The organism is Rhizobium sp. 05N430, from assembly GCF_056396985.1.
Genome location: NZ_JBFTMO010000019.1, coordinates 12,392 through 29,214, shown reverse-complemented (window position 1 = coordinate 29,214; position 16,823 = coordinate 12,392). Strand labels below are relative to the sequence as shown.

Genomic DNA, 16,823 nt, shown 5'->3' with positions numbered 1-16,823 from the left:
TCGGAATAGCTGGTCCGAAGAGCGCAGTGGGGCCCGTTGTTCAAGGGAACCTAGGTTTCGCGCCCCGAAGTAAGAACGGTCGACTGGAGCACTATGACAACAGCCTGGCTTGCGCGGTTATCGGGTACGGTGCGGTGAAACACAGTGCTCGGAAGAATCACCCAGTATGTGCGGCCCTAGTATTGCCATCTTCGTTTCTGGCAATGATCCGGTCAAAATCTACGCCCGCCATCGGGCGGGAAAAATAGAAGCCTTGCAGATCGGTACAACCGGCCGCGATCAGGAAGTCGCGTTGCCCTTGGGTTTCGATACCTTCAGCTGTAGTGGTTTTTCCGAGCGTTCTGCTCAATCCGATGATCGACGAAATGATGGCAGCTCCCTCGGCCTGGCTTCCAAGCAAGTTGACAAATGAGCGATCGATCTTGATCCTGTCGATATTGAATTGGATTAGATGGCTAAGGGACGAGAAGCCGGTCCCGAAATCATCCAAGGCAATGCGAATTCCGTGCGCCCGAAGGATCGCAAGCGTCTCCTGAGCGCCGTGGTCCAGGTTGAAAAGCGCAGCCTCGGTGAGTTCGAGTTCGAGACGCGAGGGGCTGAGGCCAGCCTCCCTGATAATCGAAAGAACGCGGTCGCCAAATCCGCGGCGCCGGACTTGGGAGGGCGAAACGTTGACGGCCAGCGTGATGCCCATAGGCCATGATGCCGCTCTGAGCGCGGCAGTTCTCAACACCCATTCCCCGAGTTGATCGATAAGACCGGCCTCCTCGGCAATCGGAATAAACATGTCGGGCGTGAGCAACCCTAGATGCGGATGCCTCCACCGTACCAAAGCCTCTGCACCCGACAGCGGCATTTCTTCGGAAGCCAGGTGGACCGATTGGAAGAATACTTCCAGTTGGCCCTTATGTTCTTGGGTGATGGAATCGCTGGCGGAGCCCAGAAGAAGACGAAGATCCTGAGTCAGGTTGTCCTTTTCGACATTTCGAGTATCGAGATATTCGTGATACTCGACACACCGACCCCTTCCATGGCTTTTGGCCTCGTAAAGCGCCACGTCAGCGCGGCGAAGGTATTCGCTGCGGGCTAAGGTCCGGTCGTTGACAATAACAGCACCAATCGAGCCGCCAATCCTGACAACGATATCGCCGTTGCGCAGGTTGAATGGCTTGGCGAGCTCGGAGACGACCTCGTCCCATAATTCCGGGAGCGCTCGCCCCGCTGCGCTCCCAGGGGGCAGGAGCAAGGCGAATTCGTCGCCGCCCATCCTGGCAAGCATATCCCGTTCTCCGAACAGAGGGCTCAGCCGGATCACAACGCTGCGGAGAAGCTCGTCTCCAGCCGGGTGTCCGTAGGTGTCGTTAACCTCTTTAAAGCGATCCAGGTCAATAAGTGCCACGACGGCGTCGCCGGCAGAAGCATCCAGGGTGCCGAGACAATGCTGAAAGCGCTCCGCAAAGAGCGCTCTGTTGGGCAATCCCGTCAACACATCATGATAGGATAGATGACGAGCATGGTCCTCGCTGCGGCCGAGTTCCTTCAGACTTTTTCTCAGGCGTCCCATCAGAGCGAAGAACAGACCGCCGATCAACAGTCCTGCGACCGAGAGGAGGGGCACGAGACGGGCAACGACGCGTGAGCCGGGAAGATCCGGCGTCCATATGATAAAACCGATGGGTTCGTTCGTAGCAGTTGCCTCGATCTGGAAGGCGACCTCGTTTGCATCAGCGTCTGCGGTCCGCGCGTACCGGGCGCCGGCAAGGCCTTGCTCACGGCTGAGCGCATCAAGAGTGGCCCCATCGAGAAAGCGGAAAGCAGCGAGATACAAGGGCTGCACTGGTTTTACCTTGACGCCATTGGCTTCGATTGACCCTGTCACTTTCGCGACGCCCGCAATAGACGGCCGCCCCTCCAGTTTCATCAGAGCAACATGGATCCTTTCTGGGTTAGTCTCGCTCTGCCCAGGGCCATTGAGATCGGACTCCTTTATCATCGGCAAAAGGAGCGGGCGGATCCATTTGTACCGGCGGGCGGTTTCGGCGTCGGCCTCCAGCGCAAGATCGCCGGTCGATGTGACCAGATAAGTGCCGTTGTAACCAAACACGGTCTTTGCGACCGTGGCGAAAGCTTCGGCGGTGCTACTGTCGTATCCGCCATCCGCGGCCACCGCATTTCCCGACAGGAGTGACGAGAAGCCTGCAGCCATCAAGCGCATGTCTTTCGAAACCCGGTCCACCTGGTCCTGAAGGCGGCCGTTGACGAGTTTGCGCTGATGGTCCAACGCCGCAGCGTCACTTTCTTTCCCCGCCCAAAGTGCCGCGACGAACACGAGGCCGAGAATGGCAACACCGCTGATCGCTAGCAGCACAAGTGTGGCTCCAGAGGAGCGGGCAGCTTTCTGGGCAAGACGTTGAGGCAGATCATATGCAGACAAAGCGCTTCTCTCCCGGGGCGCCTTCAATTCTGGCGCGCATTCATTACGAAAAGCTTGTCAAGGATCCGCAAATTTAGTGCTTGGAAAGGGTAAGCATCTTAAACCTTTGATGGTTTGATTGGCATCGTCAAACAGCCTGATAGGCGCAACGAACAGTGGGGTCGCAACATGCCAGAAATGAAGATGCTCATTACGCGACGGATGCTGGTTTTGGGTTCGGTGATGGCCATGGCCGCAGGGGCGCCGTTTCCGTTGCTGGCAGCCGAATACGATACCGTCCGCGTGGCGGTCGAAGGCGGCTTTCCACCGTTCAACTACCTAGACTCCGAGAACCAGCTCCAGGGATTTGACGTCGATGTCGCCAAAGCCCTGTGTGAGGCGGCAGCACTTAAATGCGAATTCGTGATCCAGGAGTGGACCGGCATGATCCCCAACCTGCTCGCAAACAAGTATGACGCCATCGTTTCGTCGATGTCCATGAGCGCCGAGAGACGCGAGAAAGTGGCGTTCTCGGCAAAATATTATGACAGTCCCTCGGTGTTCATCGTGCGCAAAGGCTCCGATATCGCAGGTACGTCGCCGGACGACCTGAAAGACAAGAGGCTTGGCGTCACTGCATCAACGGCGCAGGAGGCATACGCAAAGAAATACTATGGCAATGTATCGACGGCCGTGGTTCAGGCCTCGCCCGACCTTTACAAGGAACTGGCTGAAGGAAGTGTTGATATCATCTTTGAAGACAAACTTGCGGTTTATGACTGGCTGACCAACACCAAGGCAGGAAGCTGCTGCGAGTTCAAGGGCGAGGACATCAAGAATGCTGAGTATTTCGGCGACGGTGCGGGGATAGCGGTGCGTCGCGATGATAAGGATTTGCTTGGAAAGCTGAATGGCGCCCTTGAGAAAATCCAGGCGAGCGATGTCTACGACACAATCAATGCGAAGTATTTTCCTTTCAGCATCAGGTAGACGCGATCCGCGATTTGGACTGCCCAACACTGCTACGTTGTCAATGGTGGATCGCGCCGGAGAATAGCCTCAGCCTGGCCGCCCCTGCAGCCCCGGACTTTTATGCGGCAGGTATATGGCCGTAACTAGGGTTGCTCGCGTGTCCCCGGCGCAGCTTCGCGCTGATCAGCATCCTCAAGATCGGTTGCGACGACAAAGGCGTCGGTATGTTGGCGTGACGCCTCCCGCAGTGCTTCAAGGCTCGGGTGATCGTCAGGGAAGGTTTCGTTAGCGTGCTCTACAGGCGCGTCGATTTCTCCGGGCGGGCGTGGAGCCTGAATATCCGTTTTGGTTTCGGACGTTTCGGTGCTTCCGACAAGAGGCTCAATCCTTGGCTGCTCCCTGGCTGGCGCATTGTCAGGTATTCCGGCGATTGTCTTGGTTCTCTCGGTCATCAAAGATCTCCTTTCGATGATAACGACGGGTCTCCAGATGGGTTCCGGACCTGCAGCACGAATGCGACTGTGGCCACGCTGCGTTGAGCGCCGCTTCCAAGACAAACCAGCTGGTGGAAACACCCCGCGCCAAGTCCTCCGCTGATGGATACGCTGATGTCGACCGACGGCGACCGGAAAGCGTGGCGCAAGGCTCGGAGAAATGTGCGCTTTCGGGCTTAGCCTTTGATCAAGGCAAAATATCGCTATGGTTGAGCGGAGGGACAACCTCTTCGATGCTCAGTTCCCTAGTGCTCACTCCCGAGCATCACCTTAGCGCCATCTCCACTGGCGCTATTTTTAGCACAATCCCGGCAGTCGCTCCGCAGATCCTGCAAATCAAACGCGGATACTTGAGCCGGGCAAGGTGCGCAACGGCCACGGCCCGAAAATGCGTCACAGATGTCGTTCCCTGGTCCATGTGCCCGCTTGCGCGTGTGGCGATGATGTCAGGGCAGTTGAATTGCAGAAAATCCTCACCCGGGCTTCCATTAGCGCCTTCGTCCTTAGCGCGCCGATGCGCAGGCTGATGATCGATCTGTCGCCCCGTCGGGACGCGGATCTTGCGCGTCATCCGGCGCCGAACGTCCAATATCGGCAATGACCGGAAGATGGTTTGATCCATACATTGGACCCGTCCGTCGATCACTGACGGCTAACGCAGCGGAAACCGCGACATGGTCGATCGTTGAACCGAGGTAGAAATAAGGGTAAAGTTTTAGGCTAAAGCGACTTGTTATCCAGGGACGACCGTCACCCGCGCCGCCAAGGCCCGCCTTCTTCAGGACATCCCTGTAGAAACCGGAGGCGCGTGGTGTGTTCCAGTCGCCTGCGACGACGACGTCGGAAGCAGGAAGGTCTGATCTAACGCTGCTTGCCAATGTTTCCAGATGGAGGTTCCGCTCACGCCATTGCTGAAGAGATCGCGGTGTGTCCGGATGGATCGCGTAAAGGACGAGAGAGCGGTTCCAGCCGCCGAGCTCGAGGCGCACGGGGTGCTTGTGGAACTGCTCGTCAATCGCGGGGTCCGATACCATGCTCTCACGAAGGATCGGAAACCTCGAGAACACCTTGACCCGATCATAGGTCATTAGGTCCCGGGTCGTTTCATATGGAAAAAGGCCAAGATTGCGGATTGGGTCCTGCCATGTATCCGGCGTCTCCTGAAGCACCAGAAGGTCCGGTTGTTCCTTTCTTATCAACTCGAGAAATTGATCCGGGCCGTTTGTGTTTTCGATGAAGAGGTTGGCCGTCAAAACACGAAAACTGCATCGAGCGGCCGTTTGGGCGGCCGGGACAGCAGCATAGGGGTAGATCGATATCAGGAGAGCTGAAAGAGCTAACGCAACCGCGACCTTTGCTTTCGTTAAAGACGCGGCAACGAGAAGCACCAGTCCTGCCACCACGACATATTGCCACGCAAATGTCAGCAGATCGAGGAGCCAGAACTGCTCGGAAAACACCACGACGGCAATCACCATGCCTGCATATAATATGGCGGACGCGAGTACCGTCACTGTCAGTGCCTTGCGCATTTAAGTCCCATGGGTTTGAGAACGTGCCCATCAGCTATCCGAAAGGCGGCAGGAAGTAACTGACTGTCTCACATGTGGTGTAAAGGAAAAAGCTGGGAGCAGGCGTCTTCGCGACGGCGCCATGGACGATGCCGTTGGGCGCAGGCACTGTCGCGAAACCTCGTCAGGTCCTCTCGGCTCGAAGACGGATCGCCTGCGCGGCGCAGTCTTCAAGCCAAGCCGCTGCGACCATCATGACGGCGAGCCGATCATCAGCGGTTTCTTGTCGAGCCCCTTCTTCATCAGCACCCCGGTATCCGGCCCGAATTGGGCGTAGATCGGCATGATGCTGGCGCCGAGCGCTGAACCGCGCGCACCGAGATTGCCGGCTGTAATCTTCGGAGCAATGAGCCCGGGGGGAAGCATTTGGGTGAAACAGGCCCGCACACGGTTGACCGTGTCAAGAAGGAGAGGTGAGGGGAGTAACCCGTCAATCACAATGGCTTCGACATCGACGACGGCAATACTGCCGATGATGGCCTGGGCAAGCGCGTCGGCACAGTCGTCCTGCCATTCTTCGACGAACCTTCGAGCGTGTGCCGGCATCGGCTCCAGATCACGGACGCGGCTGATGTCGATGCCATTGGTCTTCAGGTGATGGATCAGCGTGTAGATTGAAGCGCGGTGGAGGAGCACCTCAAACCTGCCAGCGGGCTTTGGAACGGAACTCAGGTTTGAATGGGTTACCGGAAATGGCCCAAAAGCAGCAGTGTTGCCGTTCGGCCCGGTCTGCAGCGTACCGTCAAGAACGAGCCCGGCTCCGACGAAGGTGCTAAGCGAGATATGCAGGAAGTCGGTGAACTGCTTTCCGAGCCCGAAGACGAGTTCGGCGACCGCCGCCGCCGACGCATCGTTCTCGATCATCACGGGGAGGACGTAGGTCTCGACGAAATGCGCCTTCAGGTCAAACTGGCGCCAGGCCAGCTGAACGTCGCCTGGAAAGCCAAGTTCCTCATCCCAGCCACCGATGAAATATGGCGCCGAGACGCCTATACCCGTGAGGCGGAGGCTTGGTTGCGGACCCAGCTGCTTCTTGAACCTGTTGACTGCACTGGCTGCCAGCCGCTTGACCGTGTCCGGATCCGGATGGTCGTAGTCATGTGTCTCATAGGCTACGCTTTCGCCGGCAAAATCGATCAGGATGGCATCCATCGACCGCCTGCCGATATGGAAGCCGATTGAATAGGCGCCATCGCTTGCCAGAGCGTACATGGCAGATGGCTGGCCTTTGCCGCCGTAGCGCCGCCCGTTTTCCACGAGATAGCCACCAAGAACCAGCGCATCGACGATGCCGGCGACAGCAGGGGGTGTCAGATGGGCAAAGCGGGCAATTTCTGCCTTGGAAGCCTGGCCGAAGCGGCGCACCGCGTCCAGAACAACACGCTCGTTGTAGTGCCGTAACTGTACCGAGTTGCTGCCTTTGCCCGCCATGTTCCCTACCAGTATCGATGCTTCAAAAAATGCAGTCTGCTTTATCTAAGAAGCCCTATCCGCCACCTCTGATTTGCACAAGGCCCTGACCGCTAGCCCGCACGGGAGACCTCCGACAGATTGCCCCTTGACGTGTTCGAGTTACAATTATAGTAAATTGCTTTAATTATTCCCAGTGGGAGTTGGGACTTCTTTTGACGGCTGAGAGGAGACGCCACGAGATGCATAATCGCTATCCTATCCATGCTCTGAACGGACTGGCCGGCGGCAATGCTTGACGTGGCAAACATGATTGCTTCCCAAGCCGCTGGGACGGTTGTCGCATCGCTCGAAAACGTTACCAAGGTTTTCGGGGGAACGGCAGCCGTCTCCAACGTTTCGATCGAGCTGCGCGCCGGCGAAGTGCTGGCGCTTCTGGGCGAGAACGGTGCAGGCAAAAGCACTTGCGTCAAACTTCTGGCTGGCGTCCATCATCCTGACCATGGCCGCGTTCTGGTGCGGGGAGAGCCCCAGGCATTTTCTTCGCCGCTGGAGGCGCAGAAGGCCGGCATCGCGGTGATGCACCAGCATCCCGGATTGTTTCCTGATCTCAGCATCGCCGAAAACCTGTTCATCGGGCAGACCGGACTTCGCTTGAGGCTCGATCGCCGGAAGATTGAGGCAGACGCCCGCCGGTTGCTGGCAATCGTTGGTCTCAACGTCGATGTGACGGCTCCGCTGTCCGGCCTCAGGACATCGGAACAGCAACTGGTCGAAATTGCCAGAGCGCTATCTCTCGACGCGTCGGTGCTGATCATGGACGAGCCGACGGCAGCGCTGTCGCAAAGGGAAGTCGAGCGGCTGTTTTCCGTGGTCGACAGCTTGCGAGCGCGCGGCGTCGCCATGATGTTTGTTGGCCATCGCATGGACGAGATCTACCGGATCGCCGACAGGATCGCCGTTTTGCGCGACGGCAAGCATGTTGGTACAGAACCGGCATCGGACTTGTCGCGCGAGCGGGCCGTACAGATGATGGTCGGCCGGTCGCTCGATGGTCTTTACCCTCACCACGCAAAGGCGCCGGGCGCAGTCGTCCTCAGCATCAAGGATCTTGCCAGGGATGGCGCATTTCGTGCCGCGACGTTCGATGTCCGGGCAGGCGAAATCCTGGGGCTAGGCGGCCTTGTCGGCAGCGGCCGGACCGAAATCGCCCGTGTTCTCTTTGGTATCGACCAGCCGAGCGCAGGATCAATCGAAATCGACGGACATCCGAGGCAGTTTTCCTCGCCGAAGGATGCGATGGAACACGGGATTGCCTATGTCTCCGAGGACCGGATCGGTCAAAGCCTGGTCATGGATTTCCCGATCCTGACCAATGCGACGCTGACGGTTCTGGACGAAACCACCTCGACACGCCTGATATCCCGGCGAAAGGAGATCGGGATCGCCGAGCCATTTCTTTCGCGCCTGCGACTCAGATTCAGCTCCTACGATCAGCCGGTCAGCGCCCTGTCTGGCGGTAACCAGCAGAAGGTGGTGCTATCCAAATGGCTGGCGACCAAGCCGCGCCTGCTCATTCTTGACGAGCCGACACAGGGTATCGACGTCCAGACGAAGGCAGACGTCCACGCCATGATGGCAGATCTTGCCAGCCAGGGCATGGCGATCATCCTGATATCCTCGGAACTTCCCGAACTCCTTGGAATGTCTGACAGGATCGTGGTCCTCAGGGAAGGTACCATCACGGCCGAGTTTTCCAGGCAGGACGCGAGCCAGGAAAAAATTATCGCAGCCGCGACCGACGCTGTCGTCAGCAAGGTCGATGGCGGCATCGTAGCGCGTCCGTCTCAAGGCAGCACCTCACAGCCGGACCATCGCGAGCCTTCGTCCGCCAAGAGCAGGCTTGCGCGCCGGGAGCTTGGCCTACTGGCGGCCATTGCAGCCGTTGTCATACCGGTGTCGATCCTGAACGTGCGAATGCTGAGCGGAGCCAATCTGTCGGCACTTGCCATGGATGCCGGACTGCTGATGATCGTGGCACTGGCGCAGATGCTTGTGATCGTGACCCGCAGCATTGACCTTTCGGTCGCGGCGATCATCGGTCTGGCTGCCTATGGCGCGGCCTCGACGCTTCATGCCCATCCAGAGATCGGTGTTTTTGGCGGCGTCTTGCTGGCATGCGCGATCGGCCTGGCGGCAGGGCTGTTGAACGGGCTGATCGTCACCTACGGACGGGTTCCTGCAATCGTCGTCACCCTTGGGACGATGTCCATCTTCAGGGGTATTAACAGTCTTTGGGCAGCCGGCATGCAGGTCAGTGCAGACCAGGTGCCGCAGTCATGGCTCGACATGACGGCAACCGAAATCCTCGGCATTCCGGCTGTTCTCATCATCGCCGTCCTGACCCTTGGCGCAGTCGGCTATTTCCTGAGATCGACCTCGATCGGGCGTGAGTTCTACGCGATCGGCTCCAATCCGGATGGTGCGAAACTGATCGGCATTCCGGCGCGATCGCGTGTGCTGCTTGCCTTTTGCATGTCAGGTCTGCTTGCTGGTTTCGATGGCGCGCTCTGGGCATCGCGCTATGCGACTGTCGATGCGCGCGTCGCATATGGATTTGAGCTGACGGTCATTGCCGCCGTTGTCGTTGGCGGGGTTGCCGTTCGCGGCGGCTCGGGCACGGTCCTGGGCGTTGCAGCAGGAGCCTTGATGCTCCTGGTCATCAACAATGGATTGACGCTGGTGCGCGTCGATCCGCTTTGGCTTCAGGGGGTATACGGTCTTGTTATCCTGATTGCGATCGGCATCGACGCCTATGTGGCACGCCGGGCAACCGGGAAACATCAAGGGGTTGGGCAATGAGCGAGAGCCGCACGCAGGGACCTGACTTTATCAGGCGCTTTGCAAACTGGGATAATTTCCTCGCAGGACTGACGGTGATCGTCGTTGTCTATGCCGTAGCAGGCGTCGACAATTTCGCGTCCGCATTCAATATTTCGCAAGCGATTGCCGGCATTTCCGAACGCGCCCTCATCGTCTTGCCAATGGTACTTTTGATCATTGCGCGCGAAATCGATCTGTCCGTCGGAAGCATCCTGGCGCTGACAAGCGTTCTGTTCGGCCTTCTGGTCCAATCAGGCATGCCTCTCGTTTTTGCAATTCCGTTGACACTGATTGCCGGCGGGCTGTGCGGGGCTTTCAACGGCATTCTGGTGACGGCGCTCGGGCTGCCATCGCTGGTGGTGACCCTTGGCACGATGGCTCTCTTTCGAGGCATCGGCTATATTCTCCTAGGGTCAGGATCGATCAACGAATTTCCGGATAGCTTCCTTGATTTCGGAATAGACACGCTTGGCAACTCGCCGATCCCGGAAACGATCGTCCCATTCCTGATCCTTGCCCCGATCTTTGCCGTGATCCTGCAAAAAATGCCGCTTGGACGACGCATCTATGCGGTCGGCGGCAGCCCGGATGCTGCCCGTTACTCCGGCATTCGCCTCGCCCGGTTGGTCTTCGGTCTTTTTGTGACATCAGGCGTCGTCTGTGCCGCAGCCGGCATGGTCTACACGGCACGCCTGGCCAATGCGCGGGCAAACAACGCGCTCGGCATCGAGCTCGATGTGATCACCATCGCACTACTCGGAGGCATCAGTGTCTTTGGCGGGCGGGGCAAACTGACGGGCGTGCTGTGGGCGCTCTTATTGGTTGCCACCATCAGAAACGTGCTCGGCCTTCTGCAGATCGGCGGGGATGCACAGGGGACTGTCATCGGCCTGCTTCTGATCCTGTCGCTCGTCGCCAGCAACGCGGCCGAACGCGTCTTTGCCAGAGCCAGACTTCGCAAGTTCGACATCAAACCAGGCAAGTAGTTTCCGGGACTGGCCTGTCCACATCATACCGGATCCATTGGAGGAGGAAACAGCATGACATCCCAACTTATTCAATCGCTTCTTGTTGCGTCGTGCCTGGTTGCGCCGTTTGCCGCAGCGCAGGCCGCCGAATGCGCCAAGGAGCCAGTGACCGTCGGGTTCCTGCCGAAGCTCGATACAGATCCCTATTTCCAGGTCGCCCAGACCGGTGCCGAAGAGGCGGCCAAGGAGATCGGTGGCAAGGCGGTCAAGCAGGCGCCGTCGCAAGCGACCGCTGAGGCCCAGATCGACTTCATCAATAATCTGGTTTCCCAGAAGGTTGGTGTGATCGCAATCTCTGCCAATGACGCGAATGCGGTCGCACCCGCATTGCGTCGCGCCGAAAAGCAGGGCGTCAAGGTCGTCTCATACGATTCAGACGTTTCGCAGGCAGCAAGAACACTCTTCCTGAACCAGGCCGCCGGCGACAGCCTGGCGGAGATGATGCTGGAATCGATGGGTCAGATGATCAACTACGACGGAGAGTTTGCAATCCTGTCATCGACGCCGACAGCAACCAACCAGAACGCCTGGATCGACTTCATGAAGAAGCGCATGGCGGGCGACAAGAAATACGAGAAGATGAAGCTGGTCCAGGTCGCCTACGGCCAGGAAAGCGAGCAGGTCAACCAGCAGCAGGCGCTGGCGCTCGCACAGGCATTTCCCAACCTGAAGGGTATCATCATCCCAGCCGGGATAGGTCTGCCTGCAGCCGCACGCGCCATGGATCAGGCGGGCCTACTTGGCAAGGTCAAGCTGACGGGATTGGCACCGGCGACGCTCATCAAGAAATACATCCAGAACGGATCGGTCCAGGACATCTGGTGGAACGTCAAGGATCTCGGCTACCTGACCTATTACGCAGCGCAGGCGGTGGCGTCTTGCAAGGTAACGGGCAAGGAGGGCGAGAGCTTCGAGGCAGGACGCCTGGGCTCCTACAAGGTCGGTGCGAAGGGCGAGGTGCTTCTTGGGCCAGCCGAGATCGTCACCCCGAAGAACGTCGATGAATTCAAGTTCTGAAGCCTGACGGGTGGAGCGCGCTACCAGCGCTCCACCTCCAACAAAAAATCGGAGAACGAAATGAAGCCGGTCCTTCTCGCTGGCGAGACTTTCCACGTGACCTCATTTGCGTCGAAAGGCTATGAGGTCAGCGCGTCAGCTCGCTTTTCCAATGGAGGACTTCGCTGGATCGAAGCCCTGACACGACATGGGTTTGACGTGACCCAGATCGGTGGAGAGCGGTGCGAAAGCGAGTTCCCCACGACAAAAGAGCAGCTTTCGGAATACGCAGCCGTCGTACTTTCGGACGTCGGGGCGCTCTCGTTGCTCTATACGCCGGAGACCAGGAAAGGCCGCCGCTCGGTCAATCGCCTCGAGCTGCTGCGCCAGTGGGTTCTGGAGGGCGGGTCGTTGATGATGGCGGGAGGCTATTGCAGTTTTCAGGGGATCGACGGACTAGCTCTGTTTCATGATACGGCCGTGGACGATGCGCTTCCCGTCAAGATCTATGCCGGACCGGATGGCCTCGAGGCGCCTGAGGGTTTGGATCCCCGCATCACGGAGCCAGACCACCCAATCCTGCGTGGCATCACAACGCCGATACCCTACCTTTTGGGCATGAACAGGGTGGCGGAACGCCCCCAAGATGGTTCAACGACCCTTGTTCATTGTGACCGGCGCGGAGAAGGGCTGCCTCTTCTGGCTGTCCGGGACTTTGGCAAAGGCCGATCGCTGGCGTGGATGAGCGATATCGGTCCTCATTGGCTATCGACAGAGTTTATGGAATGGGACGGGTATGACGTGCTGATGGCGAACATGGTCAGATGGCTTGTCCGCCAGATCTGACGGGGCGCTTTCATAAACGCCAGGGCAGTGGTGTGATCTAGTATCGCCACTGTCTGGCCGTTTCCAATGCGGTCGAGCACCATCGCGGGTGTTGCCATCCTGCTACTGCAAGAGGCGATCACTTCTGGCCTCTTCCGGCTTCAGCGAATCTTGGATCCGAACATGATTGAACATCGGCGCGCTGCAGCCGCCAAAGCATTGGCGAGGGCTGCCAGCATCGGCATAGCAGTTGACAGCGATCCGAAATTTGCCGAACTCGTTGAGGAGTGGATCGCCGGTCACATCACGATGCGGGAGGCGCGGGCTCAGTACATTGCCCATATTCGCGAGCGCGAGGGCGCTCGTGGGGACTGGCGCGCGCTTTCGATCCAGTCCTCGAATGCACAGACCAAATCGAGGCTGCGGCCGGCCGGCTAAATGCCGCAAGTGAGAGCCACTTTTCCTGGATAGGCTGTGTCAGGTGCTCCAAGACCTAGAGGTCGCTGACGTCCCGGACAAAGCCGTCGGCGTCGAGGTCGGCAGCCGCAAGCTCGGCACCCACGATGTAACTGTGCCCATGGAGCCTGGCACACTGGTGATCAGCGGCAGGTGGCACAGCTGATGCGACGCCGAGAAATGGAACTCCTTGGTGATCCGGTGCACCAGCGCACCTCTTCCACGGAGTAACGCCTGACCGCTTCGGACCAGAAGTTCGGGTCCTTCTTGTTCAATAGGGTCGATGTGCCCGGCGAGATGACGCGCCGCTCGACACAGGTGCCAGTGTCGCGCTTCACGGGATTTGACATCAGCGTGCACAGAGAATCAATTAGTTAGAGGGTCTTCGCGACACAAAACCTGACACAAGTGATCATGACACACCAACTTGGCGAGGTTATTGACTTAGCTAAGCCCTGCGGCTCCAGCGTCCATCGATATCGGTTCATCACAGGAGTGCAGTTCATGCCTTCAATTGGCGGTTTGTCGATCGCCGGAGCAACCCGAGATCAAGTGAGTGAAACCTATTGGTCGACAGGCGGCAGTGACGGGATTCCCTGGGAAGACCCGTTCAGGGTGAGTGACAGGCAATCCCTAGCGACTGCAACTGCCGCTGACGTTCAGTTAGTTCGATCCCAAGGGGTTGATATCCCGAGATTTTATGATCCAGCGTTTAATCAATCTGCCAGAGTTTCCCGGAAAGAAACTGCCTCGCTACTGATTGCGAAAATCAGCCCGGCAACCCTGTCCCCTCCAAGCCGCGCCGAAAATGCTGAATTTGCTCTGGCGTCTCCACGACCAGGCCTCGGCTCAGAAACTCGCTTACTGTCAGGTCCGGATACTCTTCGATCAAGCCTGCCGCATACGAAGACGCTTCGTCTACCCGACCCGCCATTGAGAGGCAGGCCAAGATCCTGGCTTTCGTATACTTTCCAGGATTGGGCAGTTGGTGTAACGCGGACATCGCGCCGAGATAATCATTTTTGAAATATAAAAGATTGCCGAGTACCGCATGATACCAATGCGGAGGGTAAGGGTTGAGACGCATACCTTCCTGGACCCAAGGCAAGGCCTCCTCGATGCGATTGCGGCGCGCGAGCAATCCACCGAGCTGCACCAGCGCGCTTGCATCACTAGGATTGAGTTTGCAGGCCAGACGGAATTCACGTTCTGAGTTCTCGAAGTCCTTCAGGTACAGATGGGCAAGCCCCAGGACTCGGTGGGCGCCGGACTCTCCCTCATCCAGTTTTATAGCGTGTCTCGCCAGGGCGACGCTGTCGTGAAGTACGTCGGCCGGAGCATTCGCGTACCCGCCAACGGCAATACGAGCAAGCGCAAGATAAGCATGCGCCAGCGCAAAACCACTGTCACCAATAACCGCCGCTTCGAACATCTCCACTGCCTTTTCATTGTCGTCGGGCTCATACCCTCTCAGGTGCACAAGGCCACGCAGGTAGAACTCATAGGCCGCGAGATTATCGGGAGGCCGCCGGGCGGATTCCCGATAGTCGGCACTTTCGATTTGGCCGACGAGGCTGGCGATGATCATCCTCACGATGTCGTCCTGGATGGCGAATACGTCGTCAGCCGTTTGGCGGTACTTTTCCGACCAAACCAGCCGTTCGGTATCGGATTGGACGATGCGCACGGATACGGCTAGCTCGGTGCCGATCCGACGGATGTCTCCGGAAACAAGATAGTTGGCACCGAGTTTGCGCCCAAGATTCTTCAGATCCTGAGGCTCGTCGCGAACGGCAAATGCGGACGATGCGGCAATCACAGAAAGACTTCTGAATCTTGCAAGCCCGGATATGACATCTTCGGTGAAACCATCGACTAGGAGTTCTTCAGTGTCGGCGCTCGCGCGCCGGAAGGGCAGGATCGCCACGACGCTGCGAAGTGAGCGCTCTCGGTCCGGCGCTTTTGGCCAGTGCCAGACCCGAACAGGATTAGGGATGTTCTTGAGCTGGATTGCTCCACCGTCGACGAACTGCTCGCGCAGGTCTGCCGGAGATTCCAAATAGGCCGAATGCGAAATGCAGATTCCCCCAGATATGGCCCCGGCTTCCAGACGAGCAGCGATGTTAACACCATCTCCGAAGACGTCGTCGTCAACTGTCATCACGTCTGCAAAGTTGACGCCTATGCGGACTTTCAACGGCTTCATCCCGGGAGGCGTTGCCCCACTCGCGATCAGATGCTGGATCTGCAAAGCGATCGAGACTGCGGAACCTGCATCATCAAATGTTGCGAGCAGTCCGTCACCCATGAGCTTGATCGTACGTCCGCCGCCTGATGCGATGCGCGGGCTAAGGACTTCGGTATGCAGTAGCCTGACGCTCGCAAGCGCGCCGTCTTCATCGTCGGACATCATGCGTGAGTAGCCTACGACGTCGGCGGCGAGGATGGCCATGGATCTTCTCGACGTCGGAGCAGGGGTCATGAGCGACCTTCCAGGATGGGCACGGTTTTCATTGCGTCGGGCTCTTCCTTCAGCACAATTAAGTCCGATTGGTAGCTCGCTGTCTAGGTACAAGCTACCGGACTATCAGACATTACAAGAAACTGCGATTTTAGGGGAGATTGACTGAGAGCTCCAGAGGCTAGAGCGGACCCACATGAGGGCTCGGCAATGGAGCTAGATCCTTTGATCGGCATCCATCCTGACGCGGTCGATACCTCCGACCCATCCTTTCCGGCCGCCCATTTGCTTCTCGGCGGACTGGATAGGTTGTACGGCCTTGCTCGTCACGGTTCGGCTCGACAGCTTGAACGAAAGCGTGACCGATGATGGCTCGGCCGTCGATAGCTCGCTACCAAGCGTCGAATCGGATCAGGACAGTCCAGCGGACCGGCGGACTCCGGGCTAACGTGGAGATCAGACTCAATTGGCAGCAACTCTATTGGCAAGGCTCGGTAATTTTTGCGGAGATTGACGGCGCTGAGGGAAAATGAGCGGCGACTGGAACCGATCTCTGGTTGACGCGTTTCAAATTCTCATCAACTGAAGCGAGACACATGATTCAGCGCAATTATATCAGCGCACGCCCGAGTTTCGACCTCCATGCCGGCGATGCAAATCTCCGCCGACGGCTTCAATCGGTGTATGGACCTGAAAATTCCGGTCACGATCCCTTCGCCGATCTTCTCTCACGAATCGATCGCGTCGAGGATCGGGGCAGAAAAACTGATTTAGAAATCGATACGGCAGACTTGCCGGAGCTTTCGTGAATTCTGGCCGCGCCTCACAGTTGCTATCCGGTCAGACGCCGGGGAAGTCCATGCGAGGCGCGTGGAACCCGTAGGTCCCGAAGACAACGGTGCGACCCGCAACTCGTTCCAGTGCCTCCGAAACTAAAGTTCACGTTAAACCATGCTTATGTCGGAACTTCGTTTAGCAACTCCATCTTCAATGCGTTGAAGGAGTTGATCGTGACGACAGGGGCAGTGAATGGTTCAATTCCGGTGCGCTTGTGGGCACGTTGATCCCCGTCGACGAAGCTGTGGCGTTCTGTCGAGGGGGAACCATCGATGATCATAGAAGTTAGGGTCCGCTGCAATGCTCAGCCAGTAGCGCAGCCGCCGAAAGGTGGAAGGCTCGTTTCTCAAGCCGGGACGAGCCTTTAACGTTCGTCCTCCTAAGGTCATCCTCCAATGATTTGCCTGTATGACCAAGCAAAAGAAAGCCCCGCTTGAGGGCGGGGCGAGTCGCGAGAGTGACATAGCTGGGATAGGA

At 58.0% G+C, this 16,823-nt stretch carries 12 protein-coding genes and 1 pseudogene; 7 read left to right on the top strand and 6 right to left on the bottom strand.

Going from position 1 to position 16,823, the window contains the following annotated elements; translation table 11 throughout:
• Positions 1 to 157 precede the first annotated feature (157 nt).
• Positions 158 to 2,434, bottom strand: a complete 2,277-nt coding sequence (locus AC1DJO_RS26220) for a putative bifunctional diguanylate cyclase/phosphodiesterase (RefSeq protein ID WP_477973721.1) — start codon at positions 2,432 to 2,434, stop codon at positions 158 to 160.
• A gap of 168 nt (positions 2,435 to 2,602) precedes the next feature.
• On the opposite strand from AC1DJO_RS26220, the gene AC1DJO_RS26215 reads away from it, so the two are divergent.
• Entirely contained in the window at positions 2,603 to 3,403 is an 801-nt protein-coding gene (locus AC1DJO_RS26215; RefSeq protein WP_477973719.1) for a transporter substrate-binding domain-containing protein, read from the top strand.
• A 125-nt stretch (positions 3,404 to 3,528) separates the two neighbouring features.
• Here AC1DJO_RS26215 and AC1DJO_RS26210 read toward each other — a convergent pair whose 3' ends face one another.
• From AC1DJO_RS26210 to AC1DJO_RS26200, 3 genes are all read right to left on the bottom strand, one after another.
• Positions 3,529 to 3,837, bottom strand: coding sequence for a hypothetical protein (locus AC1DJO_RS26210; RefSeq protein ID WP_112444331.1), 309 nt, complete (start codon positions 3,835 to 3,837; stop codon positions 3,529 to 3,531).
• Between the two features lie 545 nt (positions 3,838 to 4,382).
• Positions 4,383 to 5,411, bottom strand: coding sequence for an endonuclease/exonuclease/phosphatase family protein (locus AC1DJO_RS26205; protein WP_477973717.1), 1,029 nt, complete (start codon positions 5,409 to 5,411; stop codon positions 4,383 to 4,385).
• Between the two features lie 231 nt (positions 5,412 to 5,642).
• Entirely contained in the window at positions 5,643 to 6,881 is a 1,239-nt protein-coding gene (locus AC1DJO_RS26200) for an ROK family protein (RefSeq protein WP_477973715.1), read from the bottom strand.
• Between the two features lie 288 nt (positions 6,882 to 7,169).
• Between AC1DJO_RS26200 and AC1DJO_RS26195 the strand changes: the two genes are divergently transcribed.
• The 5 genes from AC1DJO_RS26195 to AC1DJO_RS26175 all read left to right on the top strand — a co-directional run bounded on the left by AC1DJO_RS26195 (position 7,170) and on the right by AC1DJO_RS26175 (position 13,030).
• Positions 7,170 to 9,722 carry an ATP-binding cassette domain-containing protein gene (locus AC1DJO_RS26195; protein WP_477973713.1) on the top strand — a complete coding sequence of 851 codons (2,553 nt, stop codon included), beginning with the start codon at positions 7,170 to 7,172 and terminating at the stop codon, positions 9,720 to 9,722.
• Positions 9,719 to 10,729 (top strand): ABC transporter permease, encoded by a 1,011-nt coding sequence (locus tag AC1DJO_RS26190; protein WP_112540920.1) that lies wholly within the window; start codon positions 9,719 to 9,721, stop codon positions 10,727 to 10,729. Before AC1DJO_RS26195 ends, AC1DJO_RS26190 begins: the two co-directional genes overlap by 4 nt.
• A gap of 54 nt (positions 10,730 to 10,783) precedes the next feature.
• Positions 10,784 to 11,788 (top strand): rhamnose ABC transporter substrate-binding protein, encoded by a 1,005-nt coding sequence (locus AC1DJO_RS26185; protein WP_112444321.1) that lies wholly within the window; start codon positions 10,784 to 10,786, stop codon positions 11,786 to 11,788.
• A 60-nt stretch (positions 11,789 to 11,848) separates the two neighbouring features.
• Positions 11,849 to 12,613 (top strand): glutamine amidotransferase, encoded by a 765-nt coding sequence (locus AC1DJO_RS26180; protein ID WP_112444319.1) that lies wholly within the window; start codon positions 11,849 to 11,851, stop codon positions 12,611 to 12,613.
• Positions 12,614 to 12,775: 162 nt separating this feature from the next.
• Positions 12,776 to 13,030, top strand: a complete 255-nt coding sequence (locus AC1DJO_RS26175; protein WP_162698884.1) for a hypothetical protein — start codon at positions 12,776 to 12,778, stop codon at positions 13,028 to 13,030.
• Between the two features lie 58 nt (positions 13,031 to 13,088).
• On the opposite strand, the pseudogene AC1DJO_RS26170 reads toward AC1DJO_RS26175, so the two are convergent.
• Positions 13,089 to 13,255, bottom strand: a pseudogene (locus AC1DJO_RS26170) (6-pyruvoyl trahydropterin synthase family protein); the annotation flags it as partial.
• Positions 13,256 to 13,817: 562 nt separating this feature from the next.
• A complete protein-coding gene (locus tag AC1DJO_RS26165) occupies positions 13,818 to 15,500 on the bottom strand; it encodes an adenylate/guanylate cyclase domain-containing protein (RefSeq protein WP_477973709.1) in 1,683 nt (560 codons plus the stop codon).
• 605 nt (positions 15,501 to 16,105) lie between these two features.
• On the opposite strand from AC1DJO_RS26165, the gene AC1DJO_RS26160 reads away from it, so the two are divergent.
• Positions 16,106 to 16,318, top strand: a complete 213-nt coding sequence (locus AC1DJO_RS26160) for a hypothetical protein (protein ID WP_477973708.1) — start codon at positions 16,106 to 16,108, stop codon at positions 16,316 to 16,318.
• The last annotated feature ends 505 nt before the right edge of the window (positions 16,319 to 16,823 follow it).